Source organism: Mesorhizobium sp. WSM4806 (genome assembly GCF_055811635.1).
The window spans coordinates 84,332-103,222 of sequence record NZ_JBVVQZ010000019.1 but is presented as its reverse complement, the minus strand read 5'-3'; the positions used below and the strand labels follow the sequence as shown (position 1 = coordinate 103,222).

Annotated in this window: 14 protein-coding genes; 13 read left to right on the top strand and 1 reads right to left on the bottom strand. The window is 64.4% G+C overall.

The annotated features are described in order from the left end of the window. The first annotated feature begins 279 nt into the window (after window positions 1–279). From AC0L2M_RS26130 to AC0L2M_RS26070, 13 genes are all read left to right on the top strand, one after another. Complete coding sequence (locus AC0L2M_RS26130) at window positions 280–981, top strand: response regulator transcription factor (RefSeq protein WP_065011523.1); 702 nt, start codon at window positions 280–282, stop codon at window positions 979–981. 141 nt (window positions 982–1,122) lie between these two features. Then, a complete protein-coding gene (locus tag AC0L2M_RS26125) occupies window positions 1,123–2,904 on the top strand; it encodes a sensor histidine kinase (protein WP_023796908.1) in 1,782 nt (593 codons plus the stop codon). 3 nt (window positions 2,905–2,907) lie between these two features. Beyond that, a complete protein-coding gene (locus AC0L2M_RS26120; RefSeq protein ID WP_023796907.1) occupies window positions 2,908–3,354 on the top strand; it encodes an HPr kinase/phosphorylase in 447 nt (148 codons plus the stop codon). A 164-nt stretch (window positions 3,355–3,518) separates the two neighbouring features. Beyond that, window positions 3,519–3,920, top strand: a complete 402-nt coding sequence (locus AC0L2M_RS26115; RefSeq protein WP_023796905.1) for a PTS sugar transporter subunit IIA — start codon at window positions 3,519–3,521, stop codon at window positions 3,918–3,920. Further along, window positions 3,917–4,213: an HPr family phosphocarrier protein gene (locus AC0L2M_RS26110; RefSeq protein WP_023796904.1), complete on the top strand. Its 297-nt coding sequence runs from the start codon at window positions 3,917–3,919 to the stop codon at window positions 4,211–4,213. The genes AC0L2M_RS26115 and AC0L2M_RS26110 overlap by 4 nt, the downstream gene beginning before the upstream one ends. Before the next feature lie 191 nt (window positions 4,214–4,404). Then, the gene (gene ahcY, locus AC0L2M_RS26105; RefSeq protein ID WP_128168861.1) at window positions 4,405–5,805 is read left to right on the top strand and encodes an adenosylhomocysteinase; all 1,401 of its coding nucleotides are present in this window, start codon (window positions 4,405–4,407) and stop codon (window positions 5,803–5,805) included. Between the two features lie 187 nt (window positions 5,806–5,992). Beyond that, window positions 5,993–8,572, top strand: coding sequence for a sensor histidine kinase (locus tag AC0L2M_RS26100; protein ID WP_023796902.1), 2,580 nt, complete (start codon window positions 5,993–5,995; stop codon window positions 8,570–8,572). 8 nt (window positions 8,573–8,580) lie between these two features. After that, window positions 8,581–10,092, top strand: coding sequence for a tRNA (adenosine(37)-N6)-threonylcarbamoyltransferase complex ATPase subunit type 1 TsaE (tsaE, locus tag AC0L2M_RS26095; RefSeq protein ID WP_023796901.1), 1,512 nt, complete (start codon window positions 8,581–8,583; stop codon window positions 10,090–10,092). Then, window positions 10,089–10,859 (top strand): nucleotidyltransferase family protein, encoded by a 771-nt coding sequence (locus AC0L2M_RS26090; RefSeq protein ID WP_023796900.1) that lies wholly within the window; start codon window positions 10,089–10,091, stop codon window positions 10,857–10,859. Before tsaE ends, AC0L2M_RS26090 begins: the two co-directional genes overlap by 4 nt. After that, on the top strand, window positions 10,856–13,984 hold the full coding sequence (gene addB / locus AC0L2M_RS26085; RefSeq protein WP_473536281.1) for a double-strand break repair protein AddB: 3,129 nt from the start codon (window positions 10,856–10,858) through the stop codon (window positions 13,982–13,984). The genes AC0L2M_RS26090 and addB overlap by 4 nt, the downstream gene beginning before the upstream one ends. After that, entirely contained in the window at window positions 13,981–17,490 is a 3,510-nt protein-coding gene (gene addA, locus AC0L2M_RS26080; RefSeq protein WP_287226616.1) for a double-strand break repair helicase AddA, read from the top strand. The genes addB and addA overlap by 4 nt, the downstream gene beginning before the upstream one ends. 74 nt (window positions 17,491–17,564) lie before the next feature. Beyond that, window positions 17,565–17,888, top strand: a complete 324-nt coding sequence (gene trxA / locus AC0L2M_RS26075; RefSeq protein ID WP_091592579.1) for a thioredoxin — start codon at window positions 17,565–17,567, stop codon at window positions 17,886–17,888. 215 nt (window positions 17,889–18,103) lie between these two features. Next, on the top strand, window positions 18,104–18,385 hold the full coding sequence (locus tag AC0L2M_RS26070; protein WP_023796896.1) for a cupin domain-containing protein: 282 nt from the start codon (window positions 18,104–18,106) through the stop codon (window positions 18,383–18,385). A gap of 38 nt (window positions 18,386–18,423) precedes the next feature. On the opposite strand, the gene AC0L2M_RS26065 is transcribed toward AC0L2M_RS26070, so the two are convergent. Next, on the bottom strand, window positions 18,424–18,843 hold the full coding sequence (locus AC0L2M_RS26065; RefSeq protein ID WP_287258167.1) for a VOC family protein: 420 nt from the start codon (window positions 18,841–18,843) through the stop codon (window positions 18,424–18,426). Between the last annotated feature and the right edge of the window lie 48 nt (window positions 18,844–18,891).

The window sequence follows — 18,891 nt, the reverse complement described above, 5'->3', positions numbered from 1 at the left end:
CTGTAACGGTCAGAACCAGAAAAGCCAAATGATATCAAATATTTAATCGATTTAAATATTTTGAAAGTTGTTTAAATCGTTTATATGTGCGAAAAATCAGGCGGGTGCCCAAAGGATTGGCGGTCTGTATCGGTCCAATCCATGTTGAGGTGAGATTGTGGCCGCCGGCATGCCGCTCGTGACAGCGGACGAAGCCTGTGCCACATTTTGTACCTAATTTGTCCTGCAAAAGCCCCTTCTCGACCAAAGAAGGGACAGCTCATGAGGGAGCCACTTGAAATGGCAACAATCGCGCTTGTCGACGACGACCGCAATATTCTGACTTCGGTGTCGATCGCCCTCGAATCGGAGGGGTATCGCGTCGAAACCTATACGGATGGGGCGTCGGCGCTGGAAGGTCTGGCGGCGCGCCCGCCGAATCTCGCCATCCTCGACATCAAGATGCCGCGCATGGACGGCATGGAGCTTCTGCGCCGGATGCGCCAGAAATCCGACCTGCCGGTGATCTTCCTGACGTCCAAGGACGACGAGATCGATGAGCTTTTCGGCCTCAAGATGGGCGCCGACGACTTTATCCGCAAACCCTTCTCGCAGCGTCTTCTGGTCGAGCGGGTTCGCGCCGTGCTGCGCCGTGCCAGCGCCCGCGAGGCGTCGGCCAAGACGCCCAGCCAGCAGGCCCGTTCGCTTGAGCGCGGCCAGCTTGTCATGGACCAGGAGCGCCACACCTGCACCTGGAAAGGCGAGCCGGTGACGCTTACCGTCACCGAATTCCTGATCCTGCATTCTCTGGCCCAACGCCCCGGTGTGGTAAAAAGCCGTGATGCGCTGATGGATTCGGCCTATGATGAGCAGGTCTATGTCGATGACCGCACCATCGACAGTCACATCAAGCGGCTTCGCAAGAAGTTCAAGGCCGTCGATGATGACTTCGAGATGATCGAAACCCTTTACGGAGTCGGATATCGGTTTCGCGAAGCGTAAATAGGCAATAGGCAGTAGGGAATAGTCGGTAGTCAGTTTTGAATGGTGCGAACGGCCACTCAGCATCGCCGCGACCTCAGCCAACCATTTCTCTATTCCCTACTGTCTACTCACTAATTACTAAGCGGGGGCTGCTATTCGATGGCAGTGGACGTAGAGCGAGTGAGACGGACGGGCGCCCGGCGCCCATCGCGGATTCTGCCCGCCTTCCTGTCGAGGATCACGGTGCCGATGCGCCGCTTCCTTGGCCACCACATCTTTTCCAGCCTGACGCGGCGCATTCTCTTCCTCAACCTCGCCGGCCTGGCCGTCCTGGTCACCGGCATTCTCTACCTCAACACGTTTCGCGACGGGCTCATCGATGCCCGCGTCGAGAGCCTGATGACCCAGGGCGAGATCATCGCCGGCGCGATCGCCGCATCGGCGACGGTCGAGACCGATTCGATCAGCATCGATCCGGAAAAGCTGCTTGAACTGCAGGCCGGCGAAAGCCTGGGCCCCGGCTCCGATCAGCTCGACAATCTGGACTTTCCGATCAATCCTGAGCGCGTCGCGCCGGTGCTCAGGCGCTTGATTTCGCCGACGCGGACGCGCGCCCGGATCTATGACCGCGACGCCAATCTGCTGCTCGATTCGCGCCACCTCTATTCGCGCGGCCAGATCCTTCGCTACGATCTGCCGCCGACCGACAAGGAAGAGCCCGATCTTCTCGAGCGAATCCAGAAATTCGTCTTCGACTTTTTCCGCAACACCGCGCTGCCGGTCTACCATGAGCAGCCGGGCGGCAACGGCGCTGCATTTCCGGAGGTGGTCAAGGCGCTTACCGGCAGCCCGTCGACCATCGTGCGGATCTCCGAACAGGGCGAGCAGATTGTTTCGGTCGCCGTGCCGATCCAGCGCTTCCGCGCCGTCCTCGGCGTGCTGATGCTGTCGACGGAAGGCGGCGACATCGACAAGATCGTCGCGGCCGAGCGCAAGGCGATCCTGCGCGTCTTCGGCATCGCCGCCCTTGTCACCGCCATCCTGTCGATGCTGCTTGCCTCGACCATCGCCAACCCGCTGCGCCGGCTGTCGGCGGCGGCGGTCAGGGTGCGGCGCGGTGTCAAGAATCGCGAGGAAATCCCGGACTTCTCCGATCGGCAGGACGAGATCGGCAATCTGTCGATCGCCGTGCGCGACATGACCAATGCGCTCTACGCCCGCATCGAGGCGATCGAAAGTTTCGCGGCCGACGTATCGCACGAGTTGAAGAACCCGCTGACCTCGCTGCGCAGCGCGGTAGAGACCCTGCCTCTGGCCAAGAACGAGGCGTCGCGCGCCCGGCTGATGGAGATCATCCAGCACGACGTCAGGCGGCTGGACCGTCTCATCACCGACATTTCCGATGCCTCCCGCCTTGACGCCGAGCTCGCGCGCGAAGACGCAGGAACCGTGGATCTCAAGAAATTCATCACGGATCTGGTCGACGTTTCGCGCACGGCCACGCGCAACAAGAAGACGGTCGACATCGAGTTCAAGGTCGCCAAACTGCCGCAGGGCGTCAAAGGCTATTTTGTCGCCGGCCATGACCTGAGGATCGGCCAGGTCATCACCAACCTGATCGAGAATGCCCGCTCCTTCGTTCCTGAGGAGCGCGGCCACATCGCCATATCGCTGGCGCGCGCCGGCAAGGTCAACATCATCACCGTCGACGACAATGGTCCCGGTATAAGGGCCGACAACATCGACCGCATCTTCGAGCGCTTCTATACCGACCGGCCGGCCGGCGAGGCGTTCGGCCAGAACTCGGGTCTTGGCCTGTCGATCAGCAGGCAGATCGTCGAAGCCCATGGCGGCACGCTGACCGCCGAGAACATCCCGGGCACCAAACCCGGCGAGATCAAGGGCGCGCGTTTCGTCGTGACACTGCCGGCGGAAGGCTGATCTGTGCGTGCTGAAAACATTCATGGAACGGCGCTGCTGATCGGCGAGCGCGGCGTCCTCATCACCGGACCGTCCGGCGCCGGCAAGACGACGCTGGCGCTGACACTCCTGGATCATTGCCGCGCGCGCGGGCTGTTTTCGCGGCTTATCGGCGACGACAGGCTGCTCGCCACGGCCCACGCCGGGCGGCTGGTCTGTCGCGTGCCGGCGACCATCGCCGGTCTCGCCGAAGTGCCTGGCTTCATGCCGCGCCCGCTGCCGTTCGAGCCGGGTGGAGTGATCGACCTGCATGTCCGGCTGGTGCCGAAGGCAGAAATGGCCCGTTTCCAGGAGGAAATCAGCGAGCCGGTGGCAGGCTGTCCGGTGTGGCGTATCGACCTTGCCGAGCGCAACGCCGCCACGGCCTTGCCGGCGGTGATGGCGCGGCTGTCGATCGCGCCCTTTTTATGATCCGGTTCCGGTTTTTTGCTGCAATGCGTCAAAATGGCCTGGGCCTGTGCAATTTTGGGCTTGTCAACGCGTCTCGCGTCGACAAGATAGCGCTCCCGCCGCCTGGAATGGCCGGCGAGCATAAAATGCGGCTGTGAAGCGGCGATGACGGGAGCCACCAAAGAATGATCGGACTCGTGCTTGTAACGCACGGTCAACTGGCCGCCGAGTTCCGCCATGCCGTGGAACATGTCGTCGGGCCACAAGACAATTTCGAGACCGTGGCGATCGGCGCCGACGACGATATGGAGCAGCGCCGCAGCGACATCGTCGACGCCGTTGCCCGTGTCGACACGGGGGCGGGCGTCATCGTCTTGACAGACATGTTCGGCGGCACGCCTTCCAATCTTGCAATTTCGGTGATGGAATCCGGTCGTACCGAGGTCATTGCTGGCATGAACCTGCCGATGCTGATCAAGCTGTCCAGCATTCGCAAGGGCGACAATATGAGCGCAGCGCTGGACGAGGCGCAGGCGGCCGGCCGCAAATACATCAATGTCGCCAGCCAGCTTCTGAGCAGCAAATGAGCGCGCTGTCGGCCAACAAGGGTGACATCGTCCGGGAATTTCCAATCGTCAACCAGCGTGGCCTGCATGCCCGCGCCTCGGCAAAATTCGTTCAGGTTGCCAGCGGCTTCGACGCCTCCGTCCAGGTCGAGAAGGACGGCGTCACGGTTGGTGGCACCTCGATCATGGGCCTCATGATGCTGGCGGCAAGCCCCGGCTATTCGATCCGCGTCACCGCCAGCGGCCCGGAGGCCGAGCAGGTGATCGACGCGCTGGAGCAACTGGTCGCCTCCCGCTTCGGCGAAGAGTCCTGACGCCTGGAGCGCGTCGCGGCTGAACCCGATCTCGCGCCGGTGCGCCTGCGAAGACATGCACGGATAAAGATTTCTTTATATCCCATTGTCGTCCGACCGACGATCTGCTAGTCAGGCCGGCAACTCGCGCCCTTCGACACGCCTTCCGGCGCGGGCGCATCCCGAAGACAATTCTTGATCGGAGCACTGCCATGACGGGTAGCAATGACTATGTGGTCGCCGACATCTCGCTTGCCGGCTGGGGCCGCAAGGAGATCGAGATCGCCGAAACCGAAATGCCGGGCCTGATGGCCTGCCGCGAAGAATTCGGCAAGGCGCAGCCGCTCAAGGGCGCGCGCATCACCGGCTCGCTGCACATGACCATCCAGACGGCGGTGCTGATCGAAACGCTGAAGGCGCTCGGCGCCGAGATCCGCTGGGCCTCCTGCAACATCTTCTCGACCCAGGACCATGCGGCCGCGGCCATCGCCGAGGCCGGCATTCCGGTCTTCGCCGTCAAGGGCGAGTCGCTCGAGGACTACTGGGTCTACACCGACAAGATATTCCAGTGGGCCGATGGCGGCACCTCCAATATGATCCTCGACGATGGCGGCGACGCCACCATGTACATCCTGATCGGCGCGCGCGCCGAAGCCGGCGAGGATGTGCTCTCCAATCCGGGCAGCGAGGAGGAAGAAATCCTGTTTGCCCAGATCAAGAAGCGTATGGCGGCATCGCCCGGCTTCTTCGCCAAGCAGAAGGAGGCGATCCGCGGCGTCACCGAAGAGACGACGACCGGCGTCAACCGGCTCTATCAGTTGCAGAAGAAGGGCCTGCTGCCGTTCCCGGCGATCAACGTCAACGACAGCGTGACCAAGTCGAAATTCGACAATAAATATGGCTGCAAGGAATCGCTGGTCGACGGCATTCGCCGCGGCACCGACACGATGATGGCCGGCAAGGTTGCGGTCGTCTGCGGCTATGGCGACGTCGGCAAGGGCTCTTCGGCGTCGCTCAAGGGCGCCGGCGCCCGCGTCAAGGTCACCGAGGTCGATCCGATCTGCGCATTGCAGGCGGCAATGGACGGCTTCGAAGTCGTCACCCTCGAAGATGCCGCCCCGACCGCCGACATCATCATCACCACCACCGGCAACAAGGATGTCGTCACCATCGACCATATGCGGGCGATGAAGGACATGGTGATCGTCGGCAATATCGGCCACTTCGACAACGAGATCCAGGTGGCGTCGCTGCGCAATCTGAAGTGGACCAACATCAAGCCGCAGGTCGACATGATCACCTTCCCGGACGGCAAGCGGATGATCCTTTTGTCGGAAGGCCGCCTGCTCAATCTCGGCAACGCCACCGGCCACCCGAGCTTCGTTATGTCGGCGTCCTTCACAAACCAGGTGCTGGCCCAGATCGAGCTGTACAGCAAGCCCGGCCAGTATCAGAACCAGGTCTATGTCCTGCCGAAGCATCTCGATGAAAAGGTCGCGCGCCTGCATCTCGACAAGCTCGGCGCCCGGCTTACCGAACTGTCCGGCGAACAGGCCGCCTATATCGGCGTGACCCCGCAGGGACCGTTCAAGCCGGAACACTACCGCTATTAACCACAGCGGAAATTACCACTAGATATTGAGGCCGGGCGATTGACTTTCGCCCGGCTTTATTTTTGCGCTGATTGATTCTTCACGCCGATTCGCGCAAGCGCTATGGTGCTGATTCGCGGGCCCGGGGACGAGGGCCGAGGCCCGCATCAGGGCGGTCTTGCATTCAGGCGGCGAAGAGGACCAGGACATGCCGGGGGATTACCCGCCTTGCGCGGGACAGGCCGTTTCCGGCGGCCACAACGATATGGCGACCACGGGTTCCGCTGCCAGAGGCGGAAGCCTCTTATGGCGCGCTGGCGCCCGCGTCGGAAAATTGCTTGCTTCTTCCGCGCTCGCCGGCCCGCTGCTTGGCCTTTCGGCACACGCTGGACCGGCTGCTGCATCCCACGCGGCTGCGCCCAAAGCCGGGCTGTCGGTCAGCACGGTCGAGGTCATGCAACTCGCCATGTTTGTCGGCGTCATGGGCGCGGCACTTGTCTCGGCCATTTTCCTGATCCGCGAACGGGCGCGCACCTCGGCCCAGAATGGCGAACTCAGAGCCCGCCTGGCCGACGTCAACGCTGCGCTGCAGCGCTCCGAGGCGCTGCTCAACCTGCGCGGCCAGCGTGTCGTCGTGTGGGCATCGGAAAACAAAAAGCCCGAGCTCGTCGGGACATTGCCGGTTGAAAGCGGGGCTCCGGAAGACCGTGCCGCCTTCCTCGCCTTTGGCCGTTGGCTGATGCCGCGCTCGGCGGCGGCGCTCGAGAATGCCGTGGCGGGACTGCGGGAAAAGGCGAAGCCGTTCGATCTCGTCATCGAATCGCAGGCGGGGGCGCCGCTCGAAGTGCACGGCCGCAAGAGCGCAGCACACGTGCTCGTCCGCTTCGTCTCGCTTTCTGAAACGCAGCGAAGCGAGGCCAGGCTAAGAATTGAGAACCAGCGCCTTGCCGCCGACTATGACACCATGCTCGGTCTTTTCAACGCACTCAGCATGCCAGCCTGGCTGCGCTCGGCGGACGGGCGGCTGAAATGGGTCAACCGCGCCTATGCCAGGGCGGTCGAGGCGGAAAACGCCGAAGCTGCGGTTCGCGACGCGAAGGAGTTCCTGGGCGGCCAGGCGCGCGATGCAATCGCTGCGCAGCACAAGTCGCATCCCGTCTTCGAGCAGGCGCTTTCCACCGTGATCGAAGGCGACCGCCGCATGTTCGCCGTGACCGACTTCGCCGGCGCGGACGGCTCGGCGGGTCTCGCCTACGACACCAGCGCCATCGAAACGATCCGTAGCGAATATGAGCGGACCGTGCGCAGCCATGCCGACACGCTCGACCAGCTCAACACCGCCGTGGCGATTTTCGATACCGACGAAAAACTGCGGTTTTTCAACCAGGCGTTTCAGAAACTATGGGGTCTCGACAGCGGCTTCCTGCACAGCGCTCCGGACAACGCCTTGTTGCTCGACCGGCTGCGCAGCGAAGGCAAGATCGCCGAGCAGCCCGAATGGCGGCGCTGGAAGGAAAGCCTGCTTGGCGCCTATCGCGCGGTCGAGTCGCAGGAACATTGGTGGCATTTGCCGGACGGCAAGACCATCCGCGTCGTCGCCAATCCGCAGCCCAAAGGTGGCGTCACCTGGGTGTTCGAGAACCTGACCGAGAAGATGGACCTTGAAAGCCGCTACCAGACCGCGGTGCGGGTCCAGGGCGAAACGCTCGACAATCTTGCCGAAGGCGTAGCCGTGTTCGGCCCCGACGGCAGGCTCAGATTGTCGAACCCGGCATTCGCAGCACTTTGGGGGCTCGACGCCGACGCCGCCAAGCCCAACGTTCACGTCTCCACGATCCGTGATCTGTGCGACCGGCGGGCCGCCGACAGCCCCTGGCGCGGGTTCGTTGCCGCCGTCACCGGTTTCGACGACGAGCGCCGCGACCGCCACGGCCAGACTGAGCTGAACAACGGCACCGTGCTGCGCTACGCGATGATCCCGCTGCCCAACGGTCAGGTGATGATGACCTTCGTCGACGTCACCGACAGCGTCAATGTCGAGCGGGCGCTGAAGGACAAGAATGAGGCACTGGAAAAATCCGACCAGCTCAAGAACGAGTTTGTGCAGCATGTCTCCTACGAGCTGCGCTCGCCGCTGACCAACATCATCGGCTTCACCGAGCTGCTTTCGCTGCCCTCGACCGGGCCATTGAACCAGAAGCAGAGCGAATATGTCGAGCATGTCAGCTCGTCTTCCTCGGTCCTGCTCACCATCGTCAACGACATCCTCGACCTGGCGACCGTGGATGCCGGCATCATGGAACTCGATATCTCCGAAGTTCACGTCGACCGGACCATCGCTGCCGCTGCCGAGCTTGTTGCCGACCGGCTGGAGGAGCATGCGATCAGGCTCAAGATCGATGCGGCCACTGCGCCAAAGACGTTCCACGGCGACGAAATCCGCATCCGCCAGATCCTCTACAACCTGCTGAGCAATGCCGCGAACTACGCACCGGAGGCGAGCACCATCACGCTCGCCTGCCGCTCGCTTGCCGAAGGCGTGGAATTCTCCGTTCACGACGATGGTCCCGGCATGCCGCCGGACCTGCTCGATTCCGTGTTCCGCCGTTTCGAACCGCGCACCAATGGCGGCCGCCGGCGCGGCCCCGGCCTCGGCCTGTCGATCGTCAAGAGCTTTGTCGAGCTGCATGGCGGCAGTGTCCGCATCGAAACCGGCAAGGACATGGGCACCACCGTCATTTGTGCCTTTCCCGACACGCCGTCCGGCATCCGCGCGGCGGCCGAGTAGCGCGTTCGATGGCAGGCATGGTGCTGGAGCGTTTTCTCGCCGACGAGGCTGCGACCGCAAGGCTGGGCGAGGATCTGGCCATGTCGCTGCGCCCCGGCGACGTGCTGGCTCTCAGAGGCGATCTCGGCGCCGGCAAGTCGAGTTTGGCGCGGGCGCTGATCAGGGCAATGACCGACGATGCCGGTCTCGACGTGCCGAGCCCGACCTTCACGCTCGTCCAGAGCTATGAGGCGCGTGTCCCCGTCCATCATTTCGACCTCTATCGCCTGTCCGCGGCGTCCGAACTGGACGAACTGGGTTTCGACGAGGCGCTGGCGCAAGGCGCTGCCCTGGTCGAATGGCCGGAGCGGGCAGAGGCCTATTTGCCAAAGACTTCGGTGCTGATCGAACTCGTCCATCAGGACGACGGACGCCTGGCGAGATTGTCGGGACAAGGCGTTGCCTTCGAGCGCGCGGCGCGCTCGCTGGCCATGCGCAATTTTCTTGAAAGAGCCGGCTGGGGTGAAGCGCAGAGACGCTATTTTATCGGCGACGCCTCGGCCCGCTCCTATGAGGTCGTCTCGCTGGCCGGCCTGCCGCCGCGCGTGTTGATGAACTCGCCGCGGCTGGTGCTCGGGCCGCCGGTCCGCGACGGCAAGCCCTATGCGGTGATCGCCCACACCGCACAATCCGTCGCGGCCTTCGTCGCCATCGATCGGGCATTGCGGGCCGGCGGCGTCTGCGCCCCGGAAATCCACGCGCAGGACCTGGACCAGGGCTTTCTTCTCATGGAGCATCTCGGCTCGGAGGGATTTCTCGGCCAGCACGGTCAGCCGCTGGCGGAGCGCTACGCGGCGGCGGCCGAACTGCTTGCGATGATGCACGGCAAGACGTGGCCCGATCGCATCGAGGCCGCGCCCGGCGTCTTTCACGACGTGCCGCCTTTCGACCGCGACGCCATGATGATCGAAGCCGAATTGCTGCTCGACTGGTATGTGCCGGCGATCACAGGCGGCCCGGCAAGCGATGCCTTGCGCGCCGGCTATACCAAGCAATGGAACGCGGCTCTCGACCGGCTGGAGGGGCGCGAATACACGCTCATGCTGCGCGACTTTCATTCGCCCAACGTCATCTGGCGCGGCAATCGTTCCGGTCACGATCGCCTTGGCATCGTCGATGTCCAGGACGCGCTGATCGGCCCCTCGGCCTATGATCTCGCCTCGCTCGCCATGGATGCCCGGGTTACAATCTCGCCTGAGATCGAGCGACGGACGCTCGATGCCTATATCGCTGCGCGCCATAAGGCTGGCGCTTTTAACGAAGACGAATTCGTCGAGGCCTATGCGATCATGGCGGCGCAGCGCAATTCGAAGATCCTCGGCATTTTCGTCCGGCTCGAAAAGCGCGACGGCAAGCCCTATTATCTGAAACACCTGCCGCGCATCCGCGATTATCTTCGGCGGGCGCTGGCGCATCCGGCACTGGCCGGCCTGCGGGATTTCTACACCGCCCACGGGCTGCTGGAGGAGCGGCCGCTGTGACGACACGCCCCAAAACCGCAATGGTGCTTGCCGCCGGGCTGGGAAAGCGCATGCGGCCAATCACCGACACAATGCCGAAACCGCTGGTCAGAATATCAGGCAAGACGTTGCTCGACTGGAGCCTGGACAGCCTGGCCCGTGCCGGCGTCGACAAGGCCATCGTCAACGTCCATTACTTTCCCGAGCAGATCGTCGCCCACGTCGCCGCGCGCCGCGCGCCGCGCGTCGTCATTTCCGACGAAAGCCAAAGACTGCTCGATTCCGCCGGCGGTATCGTCCATGCTTTGCCGGAACTGGGAGGGGCTCCCTTTTACATCGTCAACGCCGACACCTTCTGGATCGACAGCAGCGTGCCCAACCTTGCCCGCCTCGCCCTTGCATGGGACGCGGCGAAAATGGATATTCTGCTGATGCTCGCGGATTCCCAGTCAGCAACCGGACACAGCGGCGGCACCGATTTCCTGATGGCGCCTGACGGCGCCTTGCGGCGTTCGAAAGGCGACCCGACAGGCCTGATCTATGCCGGCGCGGCGATCGTCCATCCCAGGCTTTTCAAGGATGCGCCGGCCGGCCCACACTCGCTCAACGCCTATTTCGATGCGGCCATCGCAGCCGGCCGCCTGTACGGCATGGTGATGCACGGCCATTGGATCACCGTTGGCACGCCCGACGCCATTCCGCTTGCGGAAGCGGTCGTTGCCACCGCTCTTGCTGAGTCGCCCGGCACTCTTACCGAGTTGACCAGCGCTCTCACCGAGTTGAAATGAGCGGCTCCCGCCGCGTTTTCTCGATCCCGCCCGGAGCGCCGTTTCTGCCGACGCTGGCCGAGGCCCTGCTGTCAGGGCGCCTCGTTTCCGGTTTCCGCTTCGACGGCGACCCGCTGGCGCTGGCCGACGCCACCATCTACGTGCCGACGCGCCGCGCCGCGCGGGCGCTGCGCGGCGTCTTCGTCGACTGTCTGGGTGGCCGCTCGGCGATACTGCCGGTCATCCGCCCGCTCGGCGAGTTCGACGAGGACGAGGCCGCGTTCGAGGCCGACGCATCGGCCGCCATCGACCTCGCGCCGCCGATCGCCGCGATCGAGCGCCTGCTGCTGCTGGCGCCGCTGGTGCGCGCCTGGAAACGCCGCCTGCCGGCGCATGTCGCGGCACTTTTCGACGAGGAGATCGTTGTGCCGGCGTCGGCCGCCGATGCCATCTGGCTGGCGCGCGACCTGGCCCGGCTGATGGACGAGATCGAGACGGAAGGCACGGACTGGACCAGGCTCGCCGATCTGGTGACCGGCAACCTCGCCGGCTGGTGGCAAGTGACGCTCGACTTCCTGAGCATCGTCACCGAAAACTGGCCGAATCTCCTCGAAGAACGCAATCGCTCCAACCCGGCTGCGCATCGCAATGCGCTGATAAGGCTGGAAGCAGCGCGGCTGAAGCGCAATCCGCCGACCGGGCCGGTGATCGCCGCCGGCTCCACCGGGTCCATTCCCGCCACCGCTGAATTGCTTGCGGTGATCGCCGGCCTGCCCAGCGGCGCGGTCGTGCTGCCCGGCCTCGACCTGATGCTGGATGAGCCGTCATTCCAGGCAATTGCGGTGCCCGGCGCGCGGCCGGCCTTGCTTGGCCACCCGCAATACGGCCTGGCAAAACTGATCGGCAAGATTGGCGTGCTGCGCGGCGATGTCGAGGAGATCGCCGTTGCCGAAAGGCCGCTCGCGCTGCGCGCCGCACTTGTCGGCGAGGCGCTGCGGCCGGCGGAGACCACCGAACTGTGGGTCGAGACGCGCGCCCGCTTTACGGCCGGCGATATCACCGAGGCCTTCGCCGACGTGACGCTGCTCGAAGCCGCCGGCGAGCGCGACGAAGCGGTGGCGATCGCCGTCGCGCTGAAACGCGCCGTCGAACAGCCCGGCCAGCGCGCCGCGCTCGTCACCGGCGACCGCGCCCTGGCGCGGCGCGTCTCGGTCGAGCTGTTGCGCTTTGGTGTCGTTGCCGACGATTCGGGCGGCACACCGCTCATCAACACGCCAGCCGCCGGCCTGCTCAGACTGGCGCTTCAGGCGGCGTTCCGCCCCGGCGATCCCGTGGCCCTGCTGTCGCTGCTCAAGCACCCGCTGCTTGGCCTCGGTCTGGAACGCACAAGCGTCCGTCGCGCGGTGGAGATCGTCGAACTGGTGGCGCTGCGCGGCGGCACCGGCCGCCCCGACGCCGCCTCGCTGCCGGAGCTCTTCGAGGCCCGGCTCCTCGAATTCGACGATCGCGGCAATCGCCGCCCGCCCTTCTGGCGATCGCGGCTTTCGGTCAGGCGCATCGAAGAAGCCCGAGACCTGCTGATCCGGTTAACCGCCGCGCTTGCGCCGCTTGTTGCCTATCGCGACGAGGAGAATGCCGATCTTGCCACGCTTGTGCGGGCCAGCGTCGTCGCGCTCGAAAGTCTCGGCCGCGCCGCGGATGGCAATCTGAGCGAACTCTATGCCGGCGATGCCGGTGAAAAGCTCGCTGAGCTCTTGCGCGGGCTGGTCGCTGCCTCGGCGTCGTTCTCCTTCGGAGCCGACGAATGGCCCGATGTGATGGAGGCGCTGATCGCACCCGAGACGGTCAAGCCGGCACAAGGCACCGGCAGGAACATCGCCATCTGGGGTGCGCTGGAAGCCCGGTTGCAGAACGTCGACACGCTGGTCGTCGGCGGGCTCAACGAAGGCGTGTGGCCGCGCAAGCCGGAAAGCGACCGCTTCATGTCCCGGCTGATGAAGACCGGCATCGACCTCGAGCCGCCCGAGCGGCGCATCGGCCTGGCCGCCCATGATTTCCAGATGGCGATGGGGGCGAAGAAAGTGGTGCTGGCGCGCTCCGCCCGCTCCGGCGACGCACCGGCGGTGCCGTCGCGCTGGCTGCAGCGCCTCCTGACCTTCATAGGCAAGGACCATGCGGCGGTGCTTCGCCGGCGTGGTGATGAATTCCTGTCCTGGGCCCGTGCGCTCGATGCCGGCGAACGAAGAGACTTCGCGCCGCGGCCGCAGCCGAAGCCACCGCTGGATGTGCGGCCGCAACATTTCTCGGTCACCGAGATCGAAACGCTGCGCCGCGACCCTTACGAGATCTATGCCAGGAGGATCCTCCGCCTGATGCCGCTCGACCCGGTCATCCGCGACCCGGGTGCTGCCGAACGCGGCACGCTGTTTCACGCCATCCTGCATCTCTTTTCGCGGACCGTGGCCGATCCGCTTGTGCCGGAGGCGCTGGACGGTCTCATTGCCGCCGGCCGCGAATGCTTTGCCGAGGCGGCCCTTCCTCCCGATGTCGAGGCGGTGTGGTGGCCGCGCTTCGAAAAGCTCGCCGCCGGCATCATCGAATGGGAGCGCGGCCGCGCCTTCGCCGTGACAATGCGGCATGCCGAGGAGCACGCCGAGAAAACAGGCGTCGGCCAGTCCGGCGTGACGCTGTCCGGCTATGCCGATCGTGTCGATCTCCTGGCCGGCGGCATGGCCGACATCCTGGATTACAAGACCGGCTCTTCGCCGTCGAAGGCGCAGGCCCATACGCTGCTTTCGCCGCAACTTGCGCTCGAGGGCGCGCTGCTCAGGCGCGGCGCCTTCAAGGGGCTAGGCGCGCGCGAGCCGTCGCAGTTGGCCTTCATCAGGCTGAAGCCGAATGGCGAGGTGTTCGAGGAATCCATCCTCGAATACAACCGCAAGCCGCGAACCGCCGCAGACCTCGCCGAGGAAGCCTGGGCGCGGCTCGAAAAACTGCTGATCCACTATGCCAACCCGGCGACCGGATACCTGTCGCGGGCGTTGCCGTTCCGCGAGGGCGAGACCGACGGCGACTACGACCATCTCGCCCGCGTGCTCGAATGGTCTGCCGGCGGCGACGCCGACGACGAGGGAGGGGAGGCATGAAGAAGGCCTATCCCATCCCGACCGATACCGCCGTCAGCCAGGCAAGCGCCTCAGATCCGCAAAATTCCGCCTGGGTGTCGGCCAACGCCGGATCGGGCAAGACCCATGTGCTGGCCCAGCGTGTCATCCGTCTTCTGCTGCGTGGCACCGATCCGTCGAAGATCCTGTGCCTGACCTACACCCGCGCCGCCGCCGCCAACATGTCGAACAGGGTGTTTTCGACATTGTCGGAATGGACGGCGCTTGGCGACGCAGAACTGGCGACAAGGATAGAGGCGCTGGACGGTCGCCAGCCCAATCGCGAAGCCATGCGCCGCGCCCGCCGCCTGTTCGCCGAGGCGCTGGAGACGCCCGGCGGGCTGAAGATCCAGACCATCCACGCCTTCTGCGAATCGGTGCTGCACCAGTTCCCGCTGGAAGCCAACATACCGGCCCATTTCGAAATGCTCGATCCGCAGATGGAGGCGTCGCTCTTCGCCGCCGCCCGCCGCGACATGATCTCGGGCACGGCGGCCGGCGATGCGGAGCTGGCCGAGGCTTTCGCCACCATTCTGGAACGCGGCGGCGAACACGGGCTTGACGCCTTGCTGGCCGAGATCGTGCGCAAGCGCGAAGGTCTGCGCGCCTTCATCAGCGCGGCTGGCGGCGATGGTTTTCAGGCGCTGTTCGACGAGTTCAGGTTTCCCGCCGGCCAGACCGCCGATGGCCTGGCGGCGTCCGTCTGGCCGCTGCCGGGCTTCCTGCCGGACTATTTCATCACCTTCGCCCGTGCTGCAGAAGCCGCCGATGCCCGCACCGTACTCAACAACCTTCTGCCCTATGCGCGCCTTGCCTTCGCCGAGGATGATCCGGTTCGCCGGCTGCATCTGCTGGCAAAAGCCTTCCTGCGAGGCGATGGCGAGCCTTATGAGCCGGCAATGTTCAAGAAGGCGTTGCTCGACCGGCTGCCGGATCTTGCCGAGCGCTATCTGTCAGCGGTCGATGCCATTCTCGAAATCTCCGACCGATTGGCCTTGTTCAGGATGCTGGAGGGCACACGTGCGGCGCTGACCATCGCCGACTGGCTGATCGCCCGCTACGAGCACTTGAAGCGCGCCCGCGGCTTCCTCGATTTCAACGACCTCATCACCCGAACGGTCAATCTCCTGGCGCGGCCCGACGCCGGCCCCTGGGTGCAATACAAGCTCGACCAGGGCATCGACCATATCCTGCTCGACGAGGCGCAGGACACCAGTCCCGACCAGTGGGAGGTGGTGAAGCGACTGGCCGAGGAATTCTTTGCCGGGCTCGGCGCACGCGACAATGTTCACCGCACGGTGTTCGCTGTCGGCGACGAAAAACAGTCGATCTATTCCTTTCAAGGAGCGGCGCCCGACTCCTTCGCCGACTCAAGGCTGCTGTTTTCCGCAAAAGTGCGCGACGCCAAAGCCGCCTTCGCCGATCTCAAGCTGACCTGGTCGTTCCGCTCGACCGAAGACGTGCTTGCGGCGGTGGACCGTGTCTTTGCCGACCCGCTCGTGCGGCGCGGCATCAGCCACGATCCCGACCCGCTGACCCACAAGGCGATCCGCAGCGATGCGCCGGGCTATGTCGAGGTCTGGCCGTCGATCGGCGCCGACGTCGTCGACGAACCCGACGACTGGACGCAAGCCGTCGACCACGCCCATGCGCCGGCGGTGCGTATTGCCGAAAACGTGGCGGCAACCATTGCCGGCTGGATCGGCGCCGGCGAGATCATTGAAGGCCGCGGCAAGAAGCTTCGGCCCGGCGACGTGCTGGTGCTGGTGCGCAAGCGCGATCGTTTCGTCCATGCGCTGACGCGCGCACTGAAGCGCCGCGACATCCCGGTCGCCGGTGCCGACCGCCTCAGCCTGCCCGGTCATATCGCGGTCAAGGACCTGATCGCGCTCGGCCACTTTCTTGTCCAGCCTGAGGACGATCTGTCGCTTGCCGCCGTGCTGCGCAGCCCGATTTTCGGTGTTTCGGAAGAGACGCTTTTCGCGCTCGCCGGCGAGCGGCCGTCCGGCCTCTCGTTGATCGCTTCGCTCAGGCAGCAAGCCGGCGAAAGCGCCGCCTTGGCCGCAATCGCTGCCCAGCTCGACACATGGTCCGATGAAGCCGCATTCAGGCCGGTGTTCGAATTCTATGCCGGGGCTCTCGCCCGCGACGGCTTGCGCAAGAAAATGGTCGCGCGGCTCGGGCCGGAAGCCGGCGACATCCTCGACGAATTCCTGAGCTTCTGCCTGGCCGAGGAGCGGACCGGCCTGCCGGGGCTGGAATCCTTCCTGTCGACGCTGGAGAATGCCGGCCCCGAGATCAAGCGCGAAATGGACCAGACCCGCGACGAGGTTCGCGTCATGACCGTGCATGCCGCCAAGGGCCTCGAGGCGCCCGTCGTGTTCCTGGCCGATGGTGGCTCGGCGCCGTTCAGCGATCAGCATCTGCCGCGACTGATGCCGTTCGATGGCTCGGGCCAACACTGGGACGGCAAGGGCTATCTCTGGCGTTCGGCCGGCGATGTCGCCAATGGCTTTTCGCGGGCCGCTTCGGTCCGCGCGCGCGAGCTGGCCGACGACGAATACCGCCGGCTGCTCTATGTCGGCATGACCCGCGCCGAGGACCGGCTGATCGTCTGCGGCTATCACGGCAAGCGGGTGCCGAATGCCGGCACCTGGCACTCGATCGTCAGCCGCGCGCTGGTCGGCGCGCCCGAAAGCATCGAGCGGCAGCATCCCGCCACCGGCGAGACCGTGCATCGCTTTCACGTGACAAAATTGCCGCCGGTCGCACAGGCGGCCGCCGAAGCGGCGCGGCAGGCGCAACAGTTCGAGCCGTTGCCGAAGAGCCTGTTCCAGCCCTTGCCGCCCTTCGAGGATCTGCCGCGGCCGCTGTCGCCGTCCGGCGCCTCGGCGCTGATCGATGAGGCCAGGCAAGCCGTAGTCGACACCGGCTCGCCGGTGCTGGACACCGAGGCAGAACCTGGCTTTGCGGTGATGCGGGGCCTGGCGCTGCACAAATTGCTGCAGATGCTGCCCGGCATCGCCGAGACCGAACGCCGCGATGCCGCGGAGCGCTACCTCAAGCGCGCTGGCGCGCAATGGCCTGAAACCGAGCGCGACAAGGCCTTGGCTTCAGTGGCGGCGATCCTTGCCGACAGCCGCTTCGATCAGCTGTTTGCGCCGAACTCACGCGCTGAGGTCGCGGTCATGGGCAGCCTGGAGGTCAAGGGCAAGCTGCGCTCGATCTCCGGCAAGATCGACCGGCTGGCGATCACATCAGGCAAGGTGTCGATAGTCGACTACAAGACCAACCGGCCGGCGCCTGCAGCGCTGGCGGACGTTCCACCGGCCTATGTCCTGCAGCTCGCGCTCTATCGCTCGCTGCTCCAGCCGCTTTATCCCGGGCATGAGGTCTCGGCGGCGCTGCTGTTCACTGAAGCGCCGCGATTGATCGAGCTGCCGCCGGCGGCGATGGACGACGCCCTTGCCCGACTCACGGGAGCGTGACACAACAGCTGCTTGAAGAAGGGCGCGATCACCACCACATTTGGTGCGACAATAACTCTCGAAAGGATTTTCGCATGGCCACCGTCAAGGTCGACAAGAGCAATTTCCAGACCGATGTGCTTGACGCCAAGGAACCGGTCGTCGTCGATTTCTGGGCGGAATGGTGCGGCCCGTGCAAGATGATCGCGCCGGCGCTGGAAGACATCGCCATCGAACTCGGCGGCAAGGTCAAGATCGCCAAGCTCAACATCGACGAGAATCCCGAGCTGGCCGCGCAGTTCGGCGTGCGCTCGATCCCGACGCTGATGATCTTCAAGGGCGGCGAAATGGCCGACATGAAGGTCGGCGCCGCGCCGAAGACGGCGCTGTCGCACTGGATCAACGGCAATCTCGCCTGATCCGGCGGAAATCCGGAGACAAGCCCGGCCCTCGCGCCGGGCTTTTTGCTGCGTCATCTAATGTACTGCGCGTCCCCCTGGACGCGCGAAGGACGCTGCTGCACTTGATCTGACCGAAGATCGGATCGGGATTTTCTGGGTCATGCGGCTGGTCCGCCGTGGCACTCGCCACTTGCCGGCCCATGTTCTTGTCTGACTTAAAGCAGGAGAACGACATGACCGGATCCGCCAAGGCCACCGTCTTCATCGACAATGAGCGCGTCATCGTCACCGAATACCGCTTCGCGCCGGGCGACAATACCGGCTGGCACCGCCATGGCCATGATTATGTCGTCGTGCCGCTGATGGACGGCAAGCTCAAGCTCCTGACCAAGGACGGCGAATCCTTCGCCGAAATGAAGAAGGGGGCGCCCTATTTCCGCAAGGAGGGCGTGGAGCATGACGTCATCAATGCCAATGAGGGCGAGTATGCCTTCATCGAGATTGAGCTGAAGTAGTCCCCACCGAGGCCGTCTCCGCCATAGGCGTGAGGCGATCACCAATCCGCGATGCGATCGCCTCCGACGAACTGCGCACTTTTCTCTGTGTATTCAAACAGTTCTATCTTCACGTTGTTAGGATCGCGAATCCAGGCCTGGTAGGTATCATCGCATGCGTGTTTCTTTGACGTGACTTCAACGCCTTTCGCTCTTACGTCGGCGATCGCGGCGTCAAGGTTTTCCACTTCAAGGCAGAAGTGGTTGATCTGGTTCAGGTCGCTATAGCTGGCCCCGTCTTTCTGGAACACCTCGACGTGGCTGCGGCTGCCGCAATTGAGGTAGAAACCGAAAATCTTGCCGTCGCGCAGGAAGTTGAACTGGGTGTCCATGCAGAGGACGTCCCGATAGAAGCTTCGCGTCACTTCGAGATCATCTGCGAAGATGCAAACGTGAGCGAGCTGCTTTACCTTGATCATGGCTGGCTCCTCGCGGTGATCTGACGAAGTCCGGCGTCATCGTGCCCT